General features: G+C 60.4%; 12 protein-coding genes. 10 read left to right on the plus strand and 2 right to left on the minus strand.

What is annotated here, in order from left to right:
• Positions 1–16: 16 nt before the first annotated feature.
• The 10 genes from ACQZ5N_RS15550 to ACQZ5N_RS15595 all read left to right on the plus strand — a co-directional run bounded on the left by ACQZ5N_RS15550 (position 17) and on the right by ACQZ5N_RS15595 (position 13,019).
• Positions 17–1,018 (plus strand): ABC transporter substrate-binding protein, encoded by a 1,002-nt coding sequence (locus ACQZ5N_RS15550; protein WP_003523942.1) that lies wholly within the window; start codon positions 17–19, stop codon positions 1,016–1,018.
• Between the two features lie 9 nt (positions 1,019–1,027).
• Complete coding sequence (locus ACQZ5N_RS15555) at positions 1,028–1,849, plus strand: ABC transporter ATP-binding protein (protein WP_448733373.1); 822 nt, start codon at positions 1,028–1,030, stop codon at positions 1,847–1,849.
• On the plus strand, positions 1,836–2,612 hold the full coding sequence (locus ACQZ5N_RS15560) for an ABC transporter permease (RefSeq protein WP_003523941.1): 777 nt from the start codon (positions 1,836–1,838) through the stop codon (positions 2,610–2,612). The genes ACQZ5N_RS15555 and ACQZ5N_RS15560 overlap by 14 nt, the downstream gene beginning before the upstream one ends.
• Before the next feature lie 121 nt (positions 2,613–2,733).
• Positions 2,734–3,060, plus strand: coding sequence for a hypothetical protein (locus ACQZ5N_RS15565; protein WP_448733374.1), 327 nt, complete (start codon positions 2,734–2,736; stop codon positions 3,058–3,060).
• Between the two features lie 128 nt (positions 3,061–3,188).
• Complete coding sequence (locus tag ACQZ5N_RS15570) at positions 3,189–5,225, plus strand: DUF4034 domain-containing protein (protein WP_448733375.1); 2,037 nt, start codon at positions 3,189–3,191, stop codon at positions 5,223–5,225.
• Positions 5,226–5,233: 8 nt separating this feature from the next.
• On the plus strand, positions 5,234–7,123 hold the full coding sequence (locus ACQZ5N_RS15575; protein WP_448733376.1) for a M48 family metallopeptidase: 1,890 nt from the start codon (positions 5,234–5,236) through the stop codon (positions 7,121–7,123).
• Between the two features lie 329 nt (positions 7,124–7,452).
• Positions 7,453–9,396, plus strand: coding sequence for a methyl-accepting chemotaxis protein (locus ACQZ5N_RS15580; RefSeq protein WP_149743416.1), 1,944 nt, complete (start codon positions 7,453–7,455; stop codon positions 9,394–9,396).
• A 295-nt stretch (positions 9,397–9,691) separates the two neighbouring features.
• Positions 9,692–10,282, plus strand: coding sequence for an FMN reductase (gene msuE / locus ACQZ5N_RS15585; protein WP_448733447.1), 591 nt, complete (start codon positions 9,692–9,694; stop codon positions 10,280–10,282).
• 22 nt (positions 10,283–10,304) lie between these two features.
• Positions 10,305–11,408: a dimethylsulfone monooxygenase SfnG gene (sfnG, locus tag ACQZ5N_RS15590; protein ID WP_448733377.1), complete on the plus strand. Its 1,104-nt coding sequence runs from the start codon at positions 10,305–10,307 to the stop codon at positions 11,406–11,408.
• A gap of 183 nt (positions 11,409–11,591) precedes the next feature.
• The gene (locus tag ACQZ5N_RS15595; protein WP_448733378.1) at positions 11,592–13,019 is read left to right on the plus strand and encodes an FAD/NAD(P)-binding protein; all 1,428 of its coding nucleotides are present in this window, start codon (positions 11,592–11,594) and stop codon (positions 13,017–13,019) included.
• 102 nt (positions 13,020–13,121) lie between these two features.
• On the opposite strand, the gene ACQZ5N_RS15600 is transcribed toward ACQZ5N_RS15595, so the two are convergent.
• Positions 13,122–18,296 (minus strand): beta strand repeat-containing protein, encoded by a 5,175-nt coding sequence (locus tag ACQZ5N_RS15600; RefSeq protein WP_448733379.1) that lies wholly within the window; start codon positions 18,294–18,296, stop codon positions 13,122–13,124.
• Between the two features lie 195 nt (positions 18,297–18,491).
• On the minus strand, positions 18,492–19,649 hold the full coding sequence (gene glf / locus ACQZ5N_RS15605; protein ID WP_448733380.1) for a UDP-galactopyranose mutase: 1,158 nt from the start codon (positions 19,647–19,649) through the stop codon (positions 18,492–18,494).
• Positions 19,650–19,710 lie beyond the last annotated feature (61 nt).

A 19,710-nucleotide genomic window follows, 5' to 3' on the forward strand; every position in this document is an offset into this window, starting at 1 on the left:
CCGGGAGGAGACCCTTATGCGTAAATATCTGCTTGCAACCGCGGCGCTCTGTGCGCTGGCGGCATCTGCCAATGCCGAATCCGTCAGGATGAGCGTTGGCTCGTACAACCTCAACAACCTGCCTTTCCCCGTGGCGGCGAGCCTTGGCTTCTACAAGGAGGAGGGCCTTGATGTAACGACCGAGAACTTTGCCCAGGGCGGATCGAAGGTTCTGCAGGCGCTTGTTGCCGGTTCCACGGACGTTGCCGTGGGCTTCTACGATCATACGATCCAGATGCAGTCGCAGAACAAGCACGTGGTCGGCTTCGTGCAGCTTGCCCGCAACTCGGGTCTGGTTCTCGCCGGCAAGAACGACACGGACTTCGACCCGGCCAAGCCCGAGACGATCAAGGGCAAAAAGGTCGGCATCACGTCGCCCGGCTCCTCTTCGGACTTCTTCATTCGCTACTACATGAAGCAGCATAATCTCAGCGACAATGACATCTCCATCATCGGTGTCGGTTCGGGTGCTGCGGCCGTTGCAGCCCTGCAGCAGGGCAAGATTGATCTGCTCGTCAATTACGATCCTGCCGCAACCATCGTCGTGGAGCGCGGGCTGGGCAAGATCCTCATCGATGCCCGTAGCGATCAGGGCGCAAGGGATGTCTATGGCGGCATCTATCCCACCTCGGTCCTTTACGCCACGCAGGACTATATCAATGCCAATCCGGAAGTGATCCAGAAGGTCACCAATGCGACGGTTCGGGCGCTGCACTGGATGAAGCAGCATTCTGCGGAGGAAATCGTCGCAAAGCTTCCCGATGATTTCGTGTCCGGCGACAAGCAGACCTACATCAAGGCCGTTGAAGCGGCCAAGGCGATCTTCTCCGAAGATGGCAAGTTTGAGCCTGCCGATCTCGAAACGCCGCTGGCCGTTCTGAAAAGCTTCAATGATGCGGTCGCCAAGGCGACGATCGATCTCAACACCACCTACACCAACAAGTTCGTCGAGGCCGCGGCCTCGAAGGCCGCAAACTGAGAGGCCGCCATGTCTTCGCCAGCCAGAAAGCTAGAACCCGTGACGGAACTCGAACCCCAGCCGATGGTGGCAATCGACGACGTGACCATGGCGTTCGGTTCGTTCGTTGCCGTGCAAAACGTAAATCTCAAGGTCGGCGATGGTGAGTTTCTCTCCATCGTTGGGCCAACGGGATGCGGAAAGTCCACCATTCTCAACGCGATTGCGGGCCTGTTGAAGCCAGCGCAGGGCAGGGTTTCCATCGACGGTTCGCTCGTCAAGGGCGTACAGAACAACATTGGATATCTGTTCCAGCAGGACGCGCTTCTTCCCTGGAAGACAGCGTTTCAGAATGTCGAGCTTGGCTTGATGTTCCGGGGCGTTCCCGAAAATGAGCGGCGCGCCAAGGTTCAGGCCTGGCTTGAAAAAGTTGGCCTGAAGGGCTTCGGAGACCGCTTTCCGCACCAGCTCTCCGGCGGACAGCGCAAACGCGTGCAGATGGCGCAGGCGCTCATCACCGAGCCGAAGGTCATCCTGATGGACGAACCCTTCTCGGCATTGGATATCCACACCCGCCACCTCATGCAGAACGAGTTGCTGCGCCTGTGGCAGGAGGACCGCCGTGCGGTGGTTATGATCACCCATGATCTGGAAGAGGCGATTGCGCTCGGAGACCGGGTTGTCGTTCTCGCTGCAGGCCCGAAGAGCCGTGTCATCGAGAGCTTCGCTGTCGATCTCGAGCGGCCCCGCAACGTCGCGGAAATCAAACTCGATCCAAAATTCTTGACGCTCTATCGCGATATCTGGGCGTCCCTGCGTGGCGAAGTGGAGAAAAGCTATGCAAGCCGTTAATGTTCGTATCATCCAGATCGCTCTTCTGGTCGTGCTTTTGGGCGGGTGGCAGCTCGGTGTGACTTCGGGCGCCATCGACCGCTTCTTTTTTCCCGCACCCTATGACATCGTTAAACAGGTGATTGACTGGGTTGCCGATGCCGGTTTTTACAAGCATGTCGGCATCACGCTGAGCGAAACGGTGCTGGGCTATCTCATCGGCACAGGTCTCGGCGTCGGCGCCGGCGTCTGGCTGGGCCTCAGCCCCTTCGTCGCCCGGGTGCTCGATCCGTTCATCAAGGCCGTGAACGCCATTCCGCGTGTCGTTCTGGCCCCGATCTTCGTGCTCTGGCTCGGTCTTGGCCTGTGGTCGAAGGTTGCGCTTGCGGTTACGCTCGTCTTCTTCGTCACCTTCTTCAATGCCATGCAGGGCGTGCGCGAAGTGAACCCGGTCGTGCTTTCCAATACCCGCATTCTGGGCGCCAAGCGTTCGGATTTGCTGCGTCACGTCTATTTCCCGGCGGCGGCGAGCTGGATTCTGTCGTCGCTGCGCACCTCCGTCGGATTTGCAGTGGTCGGCGCAATCATCGGCGAATATCTGGGAGCTTCCGCCGGCCTCGGTTATCTGATCGCCCGCTCGGAAGGCAATTTCGATGCGGTCGGCGTCTTCGCGGGCATCATCATTCTGGCGGTCTTCGTTCTTGTTATTGACCTCATTCTGGATTTTGCGGAGAAGAGGTTGATTACTTGGCGACCCAATGCAGGCGAGGAGCGTCCCGCGTAAGCGGACTGCAACAAGACTATTTCCGTTGGGGCGGTCCGTGATCGCCCCTTTTTAAATGGCTGAGCCTTGCTGCAAGCGAAATGGGGACGTCCAAATCCTTCATCCGTTGGACAAATTGCACATGCTGGACATCTACTACGCTGATTTCGACGCCACCGTCATACCCTCGGATCCGGGCTGCCTGGAACTCGCCGGCTCAATCGATCTTGATGCGCACCGTTTACTTGCGGCCCTGTTCGACAAGGCCCGGCAGGCCGGCGTCGATCTCAGATATTTCGAAGATACGCTGCTTGAACCGGAGCAGGTCGTGATATTGCTGAACATTCTCATGACAAACGAATATGTTCTTGAAGGTAACGAACACGCGCTGGCCGCGTTCAATTCGATGCGTGATTTTCTGGAACGGGCTGCAAAGCGAGGCGTGGGGCTCGTGGCTTTTGCTGATTGAGTGCCGTTGCAGTGTTGTGTTCCTGGCGGTGAGATTTGTAAAAGTGCCGGGAAAAGTCTCCTTCCATATCTCGACACAGGGGGTTCTTTGGTGCTCCAAGGAAGGACGTATCCGCTGAGGAGCCATTCATGAAAACAGTCACAAGTTCGTCTCCCCTGCCACTGGATGGCCCGCAATGGGCGAGATTCCGTCAGCAGGATGAATTGCGAAAGGCGATGCTTGAACGGCGCTTCGACGAGGTCGAGCGTATACTCGCGGCGCTTGAGGCGGCATGGTGGCAGTCCGACGATCTGGCGGACGATCACTATATCCATCTTTCGACCGACACGGGCCTGTTCGACAGCGCCAGCGTCGACGCAGCCCTCAGACTGGAACTGCTCGATGCCTGGAGGCAGGCATACCCGGCTTCGTATCATGCAAGGCAGGTCGCCGGTCACTATTACTTCCGCCGGGCCTGCGACATCCGAACGGCGACCTGGGCATCGGATGTTGGGGAAGACCAGTGGGCCGCCGCCCACATGGCCTGCATAATTGCGGCAGAGCATTTGCTGAAGGCGATGGCCCTTTCCGCGCGGCCTGCTCTTGCCGCGGAAACCATGATGGAGATGAGCCAGTATCTCGGGCAGCCGGATTTCGTCGATGCGCTGTTTCTGGGTACGCCGGTTGAAAAGACGGTAACGAGCGATGAGTTGGGACCGGAGCTTTACGAAGCCGCATGCGCCCGGCTTGCCAGACACGGATTGACGCCGCCCGGTGTCATAACGGCGGCGCTTCCTGCCTCGCTTCCGCCCCTGCAGCAGGGGGACGCCGAAAATCCCGGCTATTACTGGCTGCGCTACTGCCTTTCGCTGCGGCCCCGGTGGCCGGAAATCCTGGTTTCTTACGCGCAATATTTGAGCCCGCGATGGGGTGGCGATGATGGTGAGGTCGAAAAATTCGCCAAAGGCCCCTTATGTTCCGCGCTGAGCGAACAGGAGCGCAATTCCGTGCGCTGGCCGGGGGTGCAGGATGCATTGACCATACCCGATTATCCCGAACCCGGCGATACCCGCGAAATTGCCGCCCGAGAGAGGATTTTCAAGAATTGGCTGGCGCGGGATCTCACCGATCGCCTGCGTTTCGTTTCCCTCGGAAAATACGCCAATTTCATCCATTATTCTCTCCAGGACGAAAAACTGGCGCACCAGCGCCATGTCGAATCCATTCGTTACTGCAAGGCGCCGGGAACCTATCCGGCCATTGACGGCCCGTTCCGGGACTTCACCAATCTGATGCTGATCCAGCATTTCGAGGATCACGACGGCGCCTATGCAAACGTGCTGCAAACGGCCGTCCGTCGTTTTGATGAGCCGACCATGCTGACAATGGCGGCGTTCGCCTGGCAGTTCGGCATGTGGGGAATAGAGGCGAACCCGGCCATCGCCACGCAGCTGGTCGACCGGGTTGCGCAACTCGAACCGCTCTATGAGCCCGATGAGTTCACACCGATGCATGCCTGCCGGATGATCTGGGATGGAGGCTTCCAGCAGGAGTCGGCCTGGTTGACCCGCGCATTCGCTGAACGGCGCGTCTATTCGGCCGCGGCAAGCATGTATGACATCGCAACGGGATTCCGGCCCGATACAGACCCGCAACTGCTCGACGGCGACGAAGCGGGGCGCTGGCTTCAGCAAGCGGTCGAGGAGGGTGAACCGGTCGCACTTTATAACTATGCCTGGCGGCTGGAAAATGTCGACAATCTCGATCTGTCGCTCCGGGAAAATTTCGAACGAGTTCAGGAATATTACCGTGGCGCGATGGAAGGCGGCGTGGATATGTCCCTCATTCGACTGGCGAGCGTTGATCGCAGGCACGGCACTACGGAGGAAAAACAGCAGGCCGTCGCCAATATGAAATCCCTCATCGACTATCATGACGACCACATTGCCGGAGAGGCTTATGGTCAGGTCGTTCTCGCCTATAAATACGGCGATGGCGTTCCCAAAAGCGAGTTTATCGCCATGCAATGGTTCGACCGTTACAAGGAACTCTTCCCCGATCATTCGTCACTGGAGTGGATGGAAACGCAAGTTTATGGATCGAGCGGATTGCAGATGGCCGGGCGGGCGTTGAAGGCCTTCTTCCTCGGCAAGAAACTTTCAAGCGACCATCTTCCACCGAAATAAGCGTCGGCATGGCGAGCCCCCTCCAGTCACCGCGCGAAGGCAGATGGCGAGCCTTGGTCTGGCTCGCCTTTGGCGACATGTTTTTACTCGCCTGCGGCCTTGCGCTGATCCTGTCGCCTCTTTTGCTTGTGTTGCTGGTGCCTTCGCGGCTTCTGCTGGTGCTTCTTGCCTTGCCGGCGCTGTCATGGGTCTTTTACGGGCTGATGGTCCTGCGAGCCTATGCGGCAGTGCCGCCCCCACCGGTTTCGGATGGAATATTGCTGGAGGCCGACAAGGTTCCCGCTCTTGCCGAAGAGCTTGAACGGCTGCGCCTCGCCTGCGATGCGCCAGCCTTCACGGCCGTCTATATCAATGCCGAGCTTAACGCGTCCATCTATCAGACAGGCTCCCGTGGCGGCCTGCCGAGGCATGTTCTGGTGCTCGGCCTGCCGCTTCTCGCCCTGTTGACGGGACGGCAGGCCGCGGCCGTTATCGCGCATGAATACGCCCATATTTCCCGGTTGCACGGTCATTTCGCGCGCTGGGCCTATGTGGCTCGCCAACGCTGGGCGGCGCTCGGTAAATTGCACGAGCGCAATCATCGGCTGGTCACCGCGCCGCTCAGATTGTTTCTTGCCTGGTATGTACCGCGCATGATGCGCGAGACGCTGGAGTTTTCCCGTCGCTGCGAGGCGGTTGCCGATGCGCGGGCGATCACGGTCTGCGGCGCCGACATCGCATTTGAGACGGAAATCGCTCTCACATTGCGGCAAAGAGCCCTGTCCAGCCAATTCTGGCCGGATATGTTTGCTGGGGCAGACAAGGATGACATCGCGCAGGCGCGGCCCTTCGCCCTGATGTTGACAGAGCCGGAGAACAGCCGCCCGCGAGATGGCGCGCAGGCGGCCGTCTGGCTGCATGAGGACCTCTGCCAGAAACCGGATAGTCATAGCACCCATCCCGTTTTGTCGGAACGCATTGTGGCAACGGGGTTTGATCCGGCAGGCCCGCTTCCCGATCATCTGCCCTGGCGTCTCGAAGAGATCTCCGCCGCCGCCGAATGGCTGGGGAAAGAAGCCCCCGGCATCGCGGCACGGCTTGATGCAGACTGGCGCGACAATGCCGAACGAGGCTGGCAGGACGCAAAAGACTGGCATATCCGTCAGCGCAGCGAATTCTCAAGGCTCCTGCAGCGTCGCGAACAACAGATGTTCGACGAGCAGGACTGGCTGCAACTGGCGCTGCTTTCAGAGAAATTCGATCCATCAGGCATGCTGCGCGCCGAGGCTATCGCGGAAGGATCGCGGTATTCGCCCGAAGAGACGACGCTTCTACAGCTACGGGCAGAGGATATGGAGAAAGCCGGAGACATACACGGAGCAATGTCCTTGTGGCACCGTATCGGCCGGAACCCCTCTTTCTCCAGGTATCGGCTCCATCGCCACCTCTGCGAACTCTGCCTGCGGGTGGGAGACAGGCCGGCGGCGGAGCAGCATCGGCAGATCGCTGACCGTCTGTGGACGAGCGAAGATGCCGTCCGATCCGCCGCCAACCATACCGGTCTCCATCCTCACGGGTTGGAAGCATCCGAACTCACCTTGCTGCAAGGCACGCTTCATCCGCTGTTTCAGCATGCACATGCCATCTGGCTCTGCCGCGACACGCCGCCCGGCGCGCCGGACCCGACACGCTGGTTCCTTTATGTGCAGGCCTATGACGGCTGGTTCATGCGCCTCATCGGCAAATTGACCGGCGAGGAGGACAGGAACGCTTCCGCCTGCAAGCGGCTGTTTGAGCGTTTGCAGGCGCGGCTGCATCTTCATCTGCAGCTTCGTTTTATCGGGCCGAACGATCCAGTCCCGGCCCATTGCAGGCACGATAGCCTGATTGCCCGAGCGGGCACGGCCGTGGTCGCGTAGGTTACAGGCTTGAATAACGGTGCCGGCTGCTGCCAGGCTTGAAAACGATGCTCGAACCGGTCTGCGGCGCGGCGAATTGTCAGCACTTGCCTATCCCGGGTAACACTTCATTTAGTGATTTTGTGAAATCTAAAATACGCAGGTTCCAAGGTTTCATCGGCGGAGCCGGTAGAACAAGCGGACCCATGACGACCCGCCCGGCGGCGGCTCGAAAAAGGCATCCGCTTGTCGCCCTATGAGGAGGGGCAACAGCTACCCGCGATGTTTCATTATATATTCCCCGGCCTCCTGAGAGGGCGGCTGGAGGAGTGCTTGCCTTGAGGCCATTCATGTCTTTCCTGAACAATACCAAGATAAAAACGAAGGTCGTTTTTGTCATCTCGTTGATGAGCCTGATGTCGCTTTCCGGAATAAGCTACGTCAGCCTGCAATATAAAGGCACCGACAGCGTCTATAGCGATTTCATCGGCCATGAGGCCCTTGCTGCGGTTCTGAACGCCAGAACCAGCGGAAACCTCAACGCACTCGGCATGCAGATGCTTCGCGCCAGCCTTAACGATCCGGCCAGCGCTGATTTCGAAGCTGCCGTCAAAACCTTCAGAGCCGACCGTAAGCAGCTCGAGGAACGCCAGAACAAGATCATGGAACTGGTGCCGGCGCGCACGGATGCCGCCCGTGATATCCTTAAGGGTGTTGTCGAAGTCGAGGAGATCGGCAATCAGGTCATCGCCCTCATGCAGGCAGGGCAACGCGCCGAAGCGCAGCAGATGGCGCTCAATGTGCTTCGGAAAATTGCCGAAGTCTCGCCAAAGATCAGTGCCGGCAATGAGCAGCTCATCCAGGTGATGAATGAGGGGAGAGAACGCCTTACAGCCAGCACCAATACGACGATCTGGACGGGCCTGATTACGCTTGCGCTCGTTTCGCTGGCCGTGATCGCACTTGGCCTGCTTATTTCTTCCCGGGGCATCACCACCCCGATTGCGCGGCTTCGCGCGCGCATGGAATCGCTCGCGGCCGGTGATACGGCAAGCGAAATTTCTGGAATGGATCGCAGGGATGAAGTCGGCCAGATGGCCGCTGCGGTTCAGGCGTTTCGCGAAAGCGCAATCGAACGCCTCCGGCTTGAGAATGAAACGGAGGCCAACCGGTCGACTTCGGAAAAGGACCGGATCGAGCGCGAGAAACAGAAGGCCAGGGAAGCTGCCGACGTGCAGTTTGCCGTCGACAATCTTGCCACGGCTCTTTCGAAGATCGCCCAGGGCGACGTTACTTACCGGATCGTTCAGCCGTTCGTCTCCGGTCTTGACGGTATCCGCGGCGATTTCAACCGGGCTGCGGAACAGTTGCAGTCGACCTTGAGCCAGGTGGCGCAGAACGCGCGCGGCATCGATGCCGGCGCCAACGAGATAAGGTCTGCGGCGGACGATCTGGCGAGACGCACGGAACAGCAGGCTGCCGCCGTTGAAGAGACTGCGGCTGCGCTGGAAGAGATCACCACGACGGTGAAGGACGCCACGAAGCGGGCGCAGGAAGCGGGTCACCTCGTCGGCCGCGCAAAAGTCGGCGCGGAAAAATCCGGAGAGGTGGTGCAGCAGGCCGTCGCTGCAATGGAGCAGATCGCGACATCCGCCAATGAGATTTCCAACATCATCGGCGTGATCGACGAGATCGCGTTCCAGACGAACCTTCTGGCGCTGAATGCCGGCGTTGAAGCTGCCCGTGCGGGTGAGGCGGGCAAGGGCTTTGCCGTCGTTGCGCAGGAGGTTCGCGAACTGGCGCAGCGCTCCGCCGGTGCGGCCAAGGAGATCAAGAACCTGATCACGACATCCAACGGTCAGGTTCAGCAGGGCGTGCAGCTGGTTGGTGAAACCGGCAAGGCGCTGGAACTGATCGTGACGGAGGTGCAGGAAATCAACCGGCACGTTGCGGCCATCGCGGAATCGGCACAGGAGCAATCCTCCGGTCTTCAGCAGATCAATACGGCCGTGAACCAGATGGATCAGGACACCCAGAAGAACGCCGCCATGGTTGAGGAAAGCACCGCCGCCAGCCACGGGCTTGCACGCGAGGCGTCTTCGCTCAACGGACTGATCGCGCAGTTCAAACTGTCCGAAGGCGGTTATGGCGAGGCCTCCGCGCCCGTGCGCACGGCATCGGTTGCCGACAGGCCCGCAGCGTCTCCCGCGCGTGCGCTTGGCGGCAGGATAAGGGCGGCGTTTTCAGGCAATGCCGCGTTGAATACCGCCCCCGACAACTGGGAGGAGTTTTGATCCTTGCCCTGCCTTTACGGCGCGTTCGGTTGAGGCGCTGAAAGCATCGCTCTAAATATTGACACCGGGGATCGGAGATCCCCGGTGTCCTGCTTTTGGGCGATATCTGCTCGTTGAGGGCATGAGCGGCTTTCCGCTTCGGCGCTTGCAGCGACCGCCTTGCCCCGTGTGAAACAGTCGGCGCTTTGGCCCAAATACGCGAAAGCATTTCTCAAAATATGCGGCTTTTGGAATGAGCGTCTTTGATAGCCTATTAAAAACATAGAAAATACACACAAAAGAAGGGCGAATGGATATGAAGATCCTTGGCATTTCCGGTAGTGTGAAGCGGCCATCCCGCACGGCGCATGTCGTTGAACGAATTGTTGCCGCGATCGGGCGGACGGCGAAGGTTGAAACCGACCTCATCGATCTTGCCGATGCCGCCCCGGTTCTATTTCGGGCATTGCGCGCAGACCAGCTCGAGGAGGCCGGGCGTGCGATTGTCGATGCCGTGGAGGCTGCCGATGTGCTCGTCGTCGGTTCGCCGGTCTATCGCGCCTCCTATACGGGCGCGCTCAAACATTTATTCGATCTCGTCGATTTCCGTGCCCTGCAGGGTCGACGCGTGATCCTTGCCGCGACCGGCGGCTCGCCGCTGCATGGCCTGATGCTGGAACACCAGTTCCGTCCGCTGTTCGGCTTCTTCGGTGCTGTTACCGTGCCGACCACGGTTTATGCCGTTGAGGCGGATTTTACCGGATACACGCTTTCAAACCCGGCCGTCGAAGCGCGCATTGAGCGCGCCGTCGCCGATCTGTTCGAGCTTCTGCCCGCCAAAGCGTTTGGCGGCGGCGATCACCATCCGACCCTTTCCGTCGTTTCACGCGAAGCGGCTGCCAACTGAGATTGCAAGAGAGGAATTTATCATGACAGCACGCACAGCCGAGCCCGTTAAATTCGCCTATTGGGTGCCGAATGTTTCCGGTGGCCTCGTCATCTCCAACATCGAGCAACGCACCAGCTGGACCATCGACTATAACCGCAAGCTCGCGCAGATCGCGGAAGCGAGCGGTTTTGACTATGCGCTGAGCCAGATTCGCTTCACGGCTGGTTACGGTGCCGAGTTCCAGCATGAATCCGTGTCTTTCAGCCATTCCCTGCTGGAGTCGACAAAGACGCTGAAGGTCATTGCCGCCATTCTGCCGGGGCCGTGGAACCCGGCGCTCGCTGCAAAACAGATCGCCACGATTAACCACCTCACCAATGGCCGCGTTGCGGTCAACATTGTCAGCGGCTGGTTTCGCGGCGAGTTCCATGCCATCGGCGAACCGTGGCTCGACCACGACGAGCGCTATCGCCGCTCGGAGGAGTTCATCCGTGCATTGCGCGGCATCTGGACGGAAGACAGCTTCACCTTCCGCGGCGATTTCTATCGCTTCAACAATTATTCCCTGAAGCCGAAGCCGATCGATCCGCAGCCTGAAATCTTTCAGGGCGGTTCTTCGCGCGCAGCCCGCGATATGGCGGCTCGCGTTTCCGACTGGTACTTCACCAACGGTAACACCCCGGAAGAGATTGCAAGGCAGGTCGATGACATCCGTGCCAAGGCGGCTGAGAACAATCATTCGGTCAAGATCGGCGTAAATGCCTTCGCCATCGTGCGTGAGACGGAGGAGGAGGCAAAGGCCGTGCTTGCCGAAATCATCGAGAAGGCCAATCCGGAAGCGGTCAACGCTTTTGGCCATGAGGTGAAGAATGCCGGTAAGGCCTCCCCGGAAGGAGAGGGCAACTGGGCGAAATCCAGCTTCGAGGATCTCGTTCAGTACAATGACGGTTTCCGCTCAAACCTCATCGGCACCCCCCAACAGGTGGCGGAACGCATCGTGCGCCTGAAGCGCGCCGGCGCCGATCTCATCCTGCTCGGTTTCCTGCATTTCCAGGAGGAGGTCGAGTATTTCGGCAAGCACGTCATTCCGCTGGTGCGCGCACTCGAAGAGGCTGAGGAAAGCGCGACGATTGCAGCCGAATAACGCAGGCAAAACAGGTGGAGCGGCGGCCTTCGCCGCTGATCCGCCGAAAGTGCCGCAGCCGAACCGGACGGGACGCATGCGTTCGAACTTGCGCGGCCTGGCACGCATCGCTGTGAATTTTTCATCCCGGCTGCTAAAATTGGACGTTATTCGGGGCGTGCCGCCGAGATCGCGTGAGTTGAAATGTCAGTGAGCCGGAAGAATGCCATTGTCGCCATCATAGGCGGTGGATTTAGCGGGGCAGCGATTGCCCTTCATCTCCATCGAGCCGCTGGGGCGTTCGAAAATGTGCGGATCGTCGTGTTCGAGCCGAGAGCGGCATTGGGTGCGGGGCTTGCCTATTCCACGCCGGAGCCGGCCAACCGGATCAACGTGCCGGCCGGGCGCATGACGCTTTATCCTGATGATCCGGATAATTTCCTCCACTATCTCGACAGGTCGAACGTGCTTGCGGGCGATGCAGCAGCGGTGTTGCCCGACGGGCAGGCCTATCCGCAACGCAGGGTCTTCGGCGCCTATGTCGCGGCCGAGATCGCGCCCCTGCTGGATGCGGGCATTGTTGAGCACAGGCGCAGCACGGTGGAACATGTGGCCCGCCATGATGATGGCTGGGAGTTGCAAACCGCAGACGGCGATAGCCATTTCGCGGACATCGTGGTGGTTGCGACAAGCCATCCGCCGCCGGCGCTTCCGCAGGTGTTGAAACCGCTTGCCGGTCATCCGAAACTGGTGGCGGACTTGAATGCGGACGCCGCGCTGGAAAATATCGCCGCGGGTGACCGCATTCTGATCGTCGGCAATGGCTTGACCGCGGCTGATGCCTTTGCCGCGCTCCACCGGCGCGGCCATCATGCGCGGGTCGTCTCGCTGTCGCGCCGCGGCTTGCGGTCGCGTGGCCATCCGGCCTTGCCGCAGGAACCCTACGGCGATTTTGTCGATCCGCCGTCCAAAAGCGCGTCGGAACTGCTACGGCGGATTCGAGAGGCTGTGCGAGTGTCGCAAGCGGGCGGTGCGAGCTGGCATGGCGTTCTGGACGCCGTTCGCCTGCAGGGACGCGACATATGGCGGAACCTTCCCCTGATCGAAAAGCGCAGGGTGGTGCGGTGGCTGCGGCCCTTCTGGGACGCGCACCGGTTCAGGATCGCGCCGCAGGTGGAGAGACTTCTGGATGAGGCCATAATTTCGGGCCAGTTACAGATCGTCGCCGGGTCGCTTGTATCCGCGCAGGCTGGCGAAGACGGTTTGCTGCATGTCGATCTGCGGTTTCGCGGCAAAAGGGACATCGCGCGGCTCGACGTCGATGCAATCGTCGTGACGACCGGTCCCGCCCATGGTGGAATTCTGAAATCGCAGGCTTTTCTTTCCGGTCTGGAGCAGGCGGGTCTTCTGACCTTTTGCCCGACAGGGCTTGGCATCCACTGCGACGAGCGATCGCGCGCCATCGACAGCCGCGGCCAGACCATTGAAACGCTGCTGATCGGCGGTCCGCTGGCGCGCGGAACCTTCGGTGAACTGATGGGCCTGCCCCAGGTTACCGAGCACGCGATCTTCGTTGCCGGAGAAATCGCACGGAGCCTTGCGCCAGTGACGAGCAGCCCGGCCCCGGTCTGAACGCACACTGACGCGGCGTTGATGAGCCGGCGAAATGGCGGCTGCCATCAGGCGATGGCAGCTATCCCGGCCCGGTTATTTCCCTCTATTCGCAGGCTAAAGTCAGACGTCCAGATAAGACAAAATGGTTGCAGCGACGTCAGACGCCTCCTGCGTTTCACTCGAAGCCTCCACTGAGGTGCTGGTCGCGCTGTCCTGGGTCGAAGTCGTTGAGATCAGGGAGGCGATATCCTGGACAGAGCTGTTGGTGGTCTTGGCGCTGTTCAAGGCCGTAACCTGCGCCGATGTCATGGCGGCGACCTGACCTGGCGTGAAGGCTGCCGCCTGGGATGCCGTCAGGGCAGCGAGCGTACCGGTGCCCAATCCCGAGATCGCGCTCGAACTCAGGCTGATGATCTGTTCGGTGGAAAATGCCGTCAGGTCGTCGCCGCCAAGCGCGGCTGCCTGCAGCGCGTTGAGGACGCTGACCTGTGACAGTGACAGCGCTCCGATTTGCGCGGACCCCATGGCCGCGACCTGACCGTAGCTCAGCGAAGCCACCTGGCCTGTCGTCAAAGCGGCGATCTCCTGAGAAGACAGGGAGGCCACGACCGTGGCGGACAGTCCCTTTATCGCCGTCGAACTGATGGCGGCGAGTTCTCCGGTCGAGAATGTATCCAGATCATCCGCCGTCAACCCCGCAAGTCCTGCCGAACTCAATGCGGCGATCTGGCTGGTGGAGAGTGCTTCGATCTGGTCCTTGCCGAGGGCATTGATCTGATCGCCGGTCAATCCCGCGACGCCAGCCGTGCTCAGGGCCGCAACCTCGGCGGTGGAAAGAGCGGCGATAAAGTCCGTGGACAGTCCCTTTATCGCGCTTGAGCCGATAGCCGCGAGTTCCTCCGTCGAGAAGGTTTCCAGCATCTCCGCGGACAGGCCCTTGAGCGCATCCGAATTCAGCGATGCTATCTGCCGGGTGGATAATGTCTGGACCTGTTCAATGCTCAACGCGCCGGTCTGTGCGCTGCCGAGGCCCGCAATCGCCTTGGCGTCCAGAGCCGCTATCTGGCTGACGGAGAGGGAGGCGATGTCGGCCGTATTCAGGGCCGCAACCTGTTTAGAGGTGAGGGCGCCGATCTGCGCATTGGTCAGTGCGCTTACCTGACCGGTGCCGAGAGCCGCGATCTGATCCGTGGTCAGGCCCGGTATTGCCGCCGCGCCCAGAGCGGCGATCTGAGCGGTCGTCAACGAAGCGATCGTCGCTGTCGACAGGCCCGAGACCGCATTCGAACTGATGGCAGCCAGCTCGGCGGCAGTGAATGTATCGAGATCGTCGGCGCTGAGGGCCGCGATCTGTTTCGAACTGAGAGTGCCGATCTGACTGCTGGTCAGGGCCTCGACCTGACCGGTGTCGAGGGCCGTGATCTGATCGGTGGTCAGGCCCGCCGTGCCCGCCGTGCTGAGGGCGGCTATCTGGGCTGCCGAGAGCGAGGCGATACTGGCGACGCTTAGAGCCGCAACCTGCTTGGAGGTGAGGGCGGCGATCTGGGCGCTGGTGAGGGCATCCACCTGACCGGTGCCGAGGGCCGCGATCTGGGCGGTGGTCAGGCCGGGTAATGCGGCCGCGCCGAGGGCTGCGATCTGCGCCGTCGTCAGCGAAGCGATTGCCGCTGTCGACAGGCCCGAGATCGCACTCGAGCTGATGACAGCCAGCTCGGCGGCAGTGAAAGTATCAAGGCCACCGGCGCTGAGGGCCGCAATCTGTTTTGCGCTGAGGACGCCGATCTGAGCACTGGTGAAGGCCTCGACCTGAGCGGTGTTGAGAGCGGCGATCTGATCGGTGGTCAGGCCCGCTATGCCCGCCGTGCTGAGAGCGGCTATCTGGGTTGCGGAAAGCGAGGCGATGCTGGCCACGCTGAGGGCGGCAACCTGTCTGGAGGTGAGGGCGCCGACCTGGATACTGATCAGGGCGTCGACTTGATCGCTCGTCAGGACGGCGACCTGCCCGGTGTTCAACCCTCCAACGCCAGCCGCACTCAAGGCCGCGACCTGGGCCGTGGTCAGCGACGCTATGGTCTCCGTCGACAAGCCCGGGATGGCACTTGAACTGATCGCGGCAATGTCCTTGGTCGAAAACGTTGCCATGTCGTCCGTGCCCAAGACCGCAATCTGTTTCGAGCTGAGAGCACCGACCTGTGTATCGGTCAAAGCCTCGACCTGCGCGGTGTCGAGGGCCGCGATCTGGTCAGTGGTCAGGCCCGTTATGCCTGCAGTGCTAAAGGCGGCTATCTGGGCTGCTGAAAGCGAGGCGATGTCAGCCACGCTCAAGGCCGCAACCTGTTTTGAGGTGAGTGCCGCGATTTGGGTACTGGTCAGGGCGTCCACCTGATCGCCAGTGAGCGCTGCGACCTGTCCGGTGCTCAGCCCACCAATGCCAGCCGTACTCAAGGCTGCGATCTGCGCTGTTGTCAGCGACGCTATGGTTTGCGTGGACAAGCCCGGGATTGCATTCGAACTGAGGGCGGCAATGTCCTTGGTCGAGAACGTCGCCATATCCTCCGCGCTCAGGACCGCTACCTGTGTCGAGCTGAGCGCGCTTACCTGGGCGCTGGTCAAGGCCTCGACCTGCGCGGTGCTGAGGGCGGCGATCTGCGCAGTGTTCAACGCACCGATGCTTTGCACGTTCAGGGCGGCAATCTGCGCTGTCGTCAGGGAGGCGATGGTCTCTGCCGACAATCCAGCGATCGCACTGGAACTGATCGCGGCGATATCCTTGGTCGAGAATGTCGCAATGTTATCCGCGCTCAAGGCGGCGATCTGTTTCGAGCTGAGAGCGCCGACCTGGGCGGTGGTCAAGGCTTCGACCTGGGCGATACTCAAGGCGGCGATCTGCGCGGTGCTCAACGTACCGATGCTTTGTACATTCAGGGCGGCAATCTGGGCTGTCGTCAGGGAAGCGAGGGTTTCTGCCGTCAGTCCTGCGATTGCGCTGGACGTGATCGCGGCGATGTCCTTGGTCGTGAATTTCGCCAGATCGTCCGTCCCCAGCTGCGAAATCTGTGTGGAGCCGAGATTGACGATCTGCGCGCTCGTCAAGGCTTCGGCCTGGCTGGTGGTGAGGGTCGCCAGCTGCTGCGCGCTTAGTCCCGTAATGCCCGCAGCGCTCAGGGAGGCGATCTGGGCTGTCGAAAGAGCGGCTATGTCGTCTGTGCCGAGGGTGGCAATTTGTGCCGCGCTCAACCGCGCCATCTGCTTGGTCGACAGCTTGGAAACCTGATCGGTGCTGAGGGCGGCGATCTGGCCGGTCGAAAGTCCCAGGATGCCGGAGGTGCTCATTGCCGCAAGCTGGGCCACGGAAAGCGATGCTATATTGTCCGTGCTCAATGCCGCAATCTGTCCCGAGCCGAAAGCCGCGATCTGGGCCGTGGTCAGGGCCGCGAACTGATCGATGCTGAGGGCCGCAACCTGATCGCTGGTCAGGCCCTTGATACCCGATGTGCTCAACATGGCCGTTTGGCTGGTGGACAGGGCGGCCACGTCGTTGCCCAGGGCGGCGACCTGAACCGAGCTCAACGCCTTGATCTGCGCGGTGGATAGAAGGCTGACCTGATTGCCGCTCAGGGCTTCGATCTGATCGGAGGTGAGGCCGGCAATGGCGCTGGTGGTGAGGGCGCCGATCTGAGCCGTGGTGAAGGCCGCGATAACATCGGTGTTCAAGCCCGACATGGCTTTATTCGTGATCGCTGCGATATCGGCGGTCGAGAATGTCGCCAGATCCTCGATGCTCAGGGCTGCAAGCTGCGCTGAACTCAGGGACTTTACCTGCGCCGGAGACAGCGCCTCGACCTGCTCGGTGCTCAGAACTTCGATCTGATCGGCCGTCAGGCCGGCAATGGCGCTGGTGGTCAGGGCGGCGATCTGGGCGGTGGACAGCGCCGCGATTGCGTCCGCACTCAGGCCGGACATGGCTTTGCCGGTGATCGCCGCGATATCGGCGGTCGAGAATGTTGCAATGTCCTCGGCGCTCAGGGCCGCAAGCTGGATCGAGCTCAGCAACTTCACCTGTGCCGAGGACAGGGCCTCGACCTGCTGGGTGCTGAAGGCTTCGATCTGGTCGGCTATCAGGTTTGCGACCACGCCGGTGCTGAGGGCGGCAATCTGAGCGGTTGACAGGGCCTCGATCTGAGCCGCGCTCAAGGCCTGGAACTGCGCTACGCCGAGGGCGTTCATCTGGGCCGTGGTCAATGCGGCGATCTGCTCCTTGGTAAGCGTGCTGATCGTCTCCGTGCCCAGACGGGGCATGGCTTTGCCGGTGATCTCCGCTATATCGGCGGTTGAGAATGTCGCGATGTCTTCCGCGCTCAGGGCCACGAATTGTGCCGCGCTCAGCGACCTCACCTGTTCCGGCGACAGGGCTTCGACCTGGCTGGTGCTTAAGGCGGCGATGTGCGTCGTCTTGAGTGCGGCAATCTGCGCCGTCGTCAATGCGGCGATCTGGGCGGTGCTCAGGGTTTCGATCTGGTCGATCGTCAGGCCGGCAATCGTGCTTGCGCTGAGGGCGGCGATCCGATCCGGGCTAAACGCTGCGATTGCCTCGGTGCTGAGGCCCGGCATGGCCTTGACGGTAATCGCCGCGATGTCGGCGGTCGAGAATGTCGCTATATCGTCCGTGCCGAGCGCAGCGAGTTGCATCGAGCTCAGCACTTTGACCTGCGCCGGCGACAGGGCTTCGGCCTGATCCGGGTTCAGGACCGCGATCTGGTCGGTCGTCAGGCTCGCAACGGCGCTCGTGCTCAGGGCCGCGATCTGATCCGGGGTCAGCCCTGCGATCACCTCAGTGCTCAAGCCCGGCATGGCTTTGCTCGTGATTGCGGCGATGTCGGCGGTTGAGAATGTCGCTATATCTTCCGCGCTCAGGGCGGCAATTTGCGTCGCATTGAGGGCGCGCACCTGAGATGAGGTCAAAGCCTCCGCCTGTTCCGTCGTCAGGGCATGGAGCTGGGTGGTGGTGAGCGCAGAAATCTGGCTCGAATTCAGGCTTTTGATCGCGTACTGATCGAGAATATTGAGCTGATCCAGCGTCAGGCCAACGATGGCGCCCTGCGAAATGGCGCTCAACTGTTGTGAATTGAGGACTTTGACATCCTCCACATCCAGTGCCGCGATCTGGGCCGACGAGAGCGCTTTGATCTGCGTTGTGGAAAGCGACGCCACGTCGTCGGTTGTCCAGGCTGCGACCGCCTCTGTCGAAAGATATCTGATCTGATTGACGTTCAGGGAAGAAATGATCGACGTCATGTCTGAAAAATCCTAAAGTCCAGGCCCAACAGGTGGATTTTCCGCCCGAGCCCCCCGAGGGGCATAGGTCACTCAGATCCACCATTTTTCAGATGTTGAGTACGCAATCGGGCTTGCCTGAACCTGAAGTTGCTACGCTTTGGCCGCCGTCACGTTAAGTGCCTGCATTCATGGAAGAGAACGGACGGGCCCGTCTCAGACGGGCGAATGCAGAAATGCCGGCATGGGAGCGCCTTCCGATCGCCGGGCGAGATAGAGGCGGGCGGTGTCGAGCGCCTCTCGAATGGTCGCATCCATGTCGAGATAACGATAGGTCCCGAGCCGCCCGACAAAGGTTACCGACGCTTCCCGTTCGGCGCGCGCCACATATTCGGCGAGCTGTTCTTTGTCCTCGACCAGCCGGATGGGATAATAGGGAATGTCCTGCGGGCCGCATTCATGGGAGAACTCCCTGTAGCAGACGGAGCCGGCATGGTCTTCCCACGGAGAAAAGTGCTTGTGTTCGGTGATGCGGGTAAAGGGCACCGAAGCGTCGCCATAATTCATCACCGCGCAACCCTGATAGTCGCCGTCATAGGTGAAGCGTTCGAAGTTGAGCGTCCGATATGCCAGACGGCCGAATTCGAAGTCGAAATAGCCGTCGAGCGGACCGGAATAGAAGACGTGTGCAGAGGCCGGCGCTTCGGCGCGCTGGAAATGTGTGCCAAGTTTGACGCTGATATTCGGATGATCGAGGATGCGTTCGATCATGTCCGTATAACCGGTTTCCGGCATGCCCTGATATTTGTGGAAGAAGTAGTTGTCGTCATAGTTGAAGCGCACGGGCAGGCGTTTCAGGATCGAGGCCGGCAGTTCCGTCGGCGAGCAGCCCCATTGTTTCTCGGTGTATCCCTTGAAGAAGGCCTCGTAGAGATCGCGACCGACGAAGCGCAGCGCCTGCTCCTCGAAAGTCTGTGGATCGGTAATCGACTTGTCGGCCTTTTCCTCGATGAAGGCTCTGGCTTCATCGGGCCGGAAATTCTTGCCGAAGAACTGGTTGATCGTGTGCAGATTGACCGGCAGCGAATAGACGCGCTCGCCGCTCGTCGTTTTGACCCGGTTCTTGTAAGGCATGAATGTCTGAAAGCCGTTCACATAGTCCCAGACTTCCTTGTCGTCGGTATGGAAAATATGCGGACCGTAAACATGCACCATAACGCCGGTCTCACCGTCGCGTTCGGTGTGGCAATTGCCGGCAATATGATCGCGGGCATCGACGATATCGACCCTGTGGCCTGCCAGTGCCAGCTCCCGGCCGATGACCGCGCCGGAAAGCCCGGCGCCCACAATCACAATTCTTTCGTCCGCGAACATTGGTAATCAGTCCCGTTCATATGTCGCCCGGTGGGCGGTCGAGATTTGCATCGAAGATGTG

Source organism: Agrobacterium sp. 22-221-1, assembly GCF_053522445.1.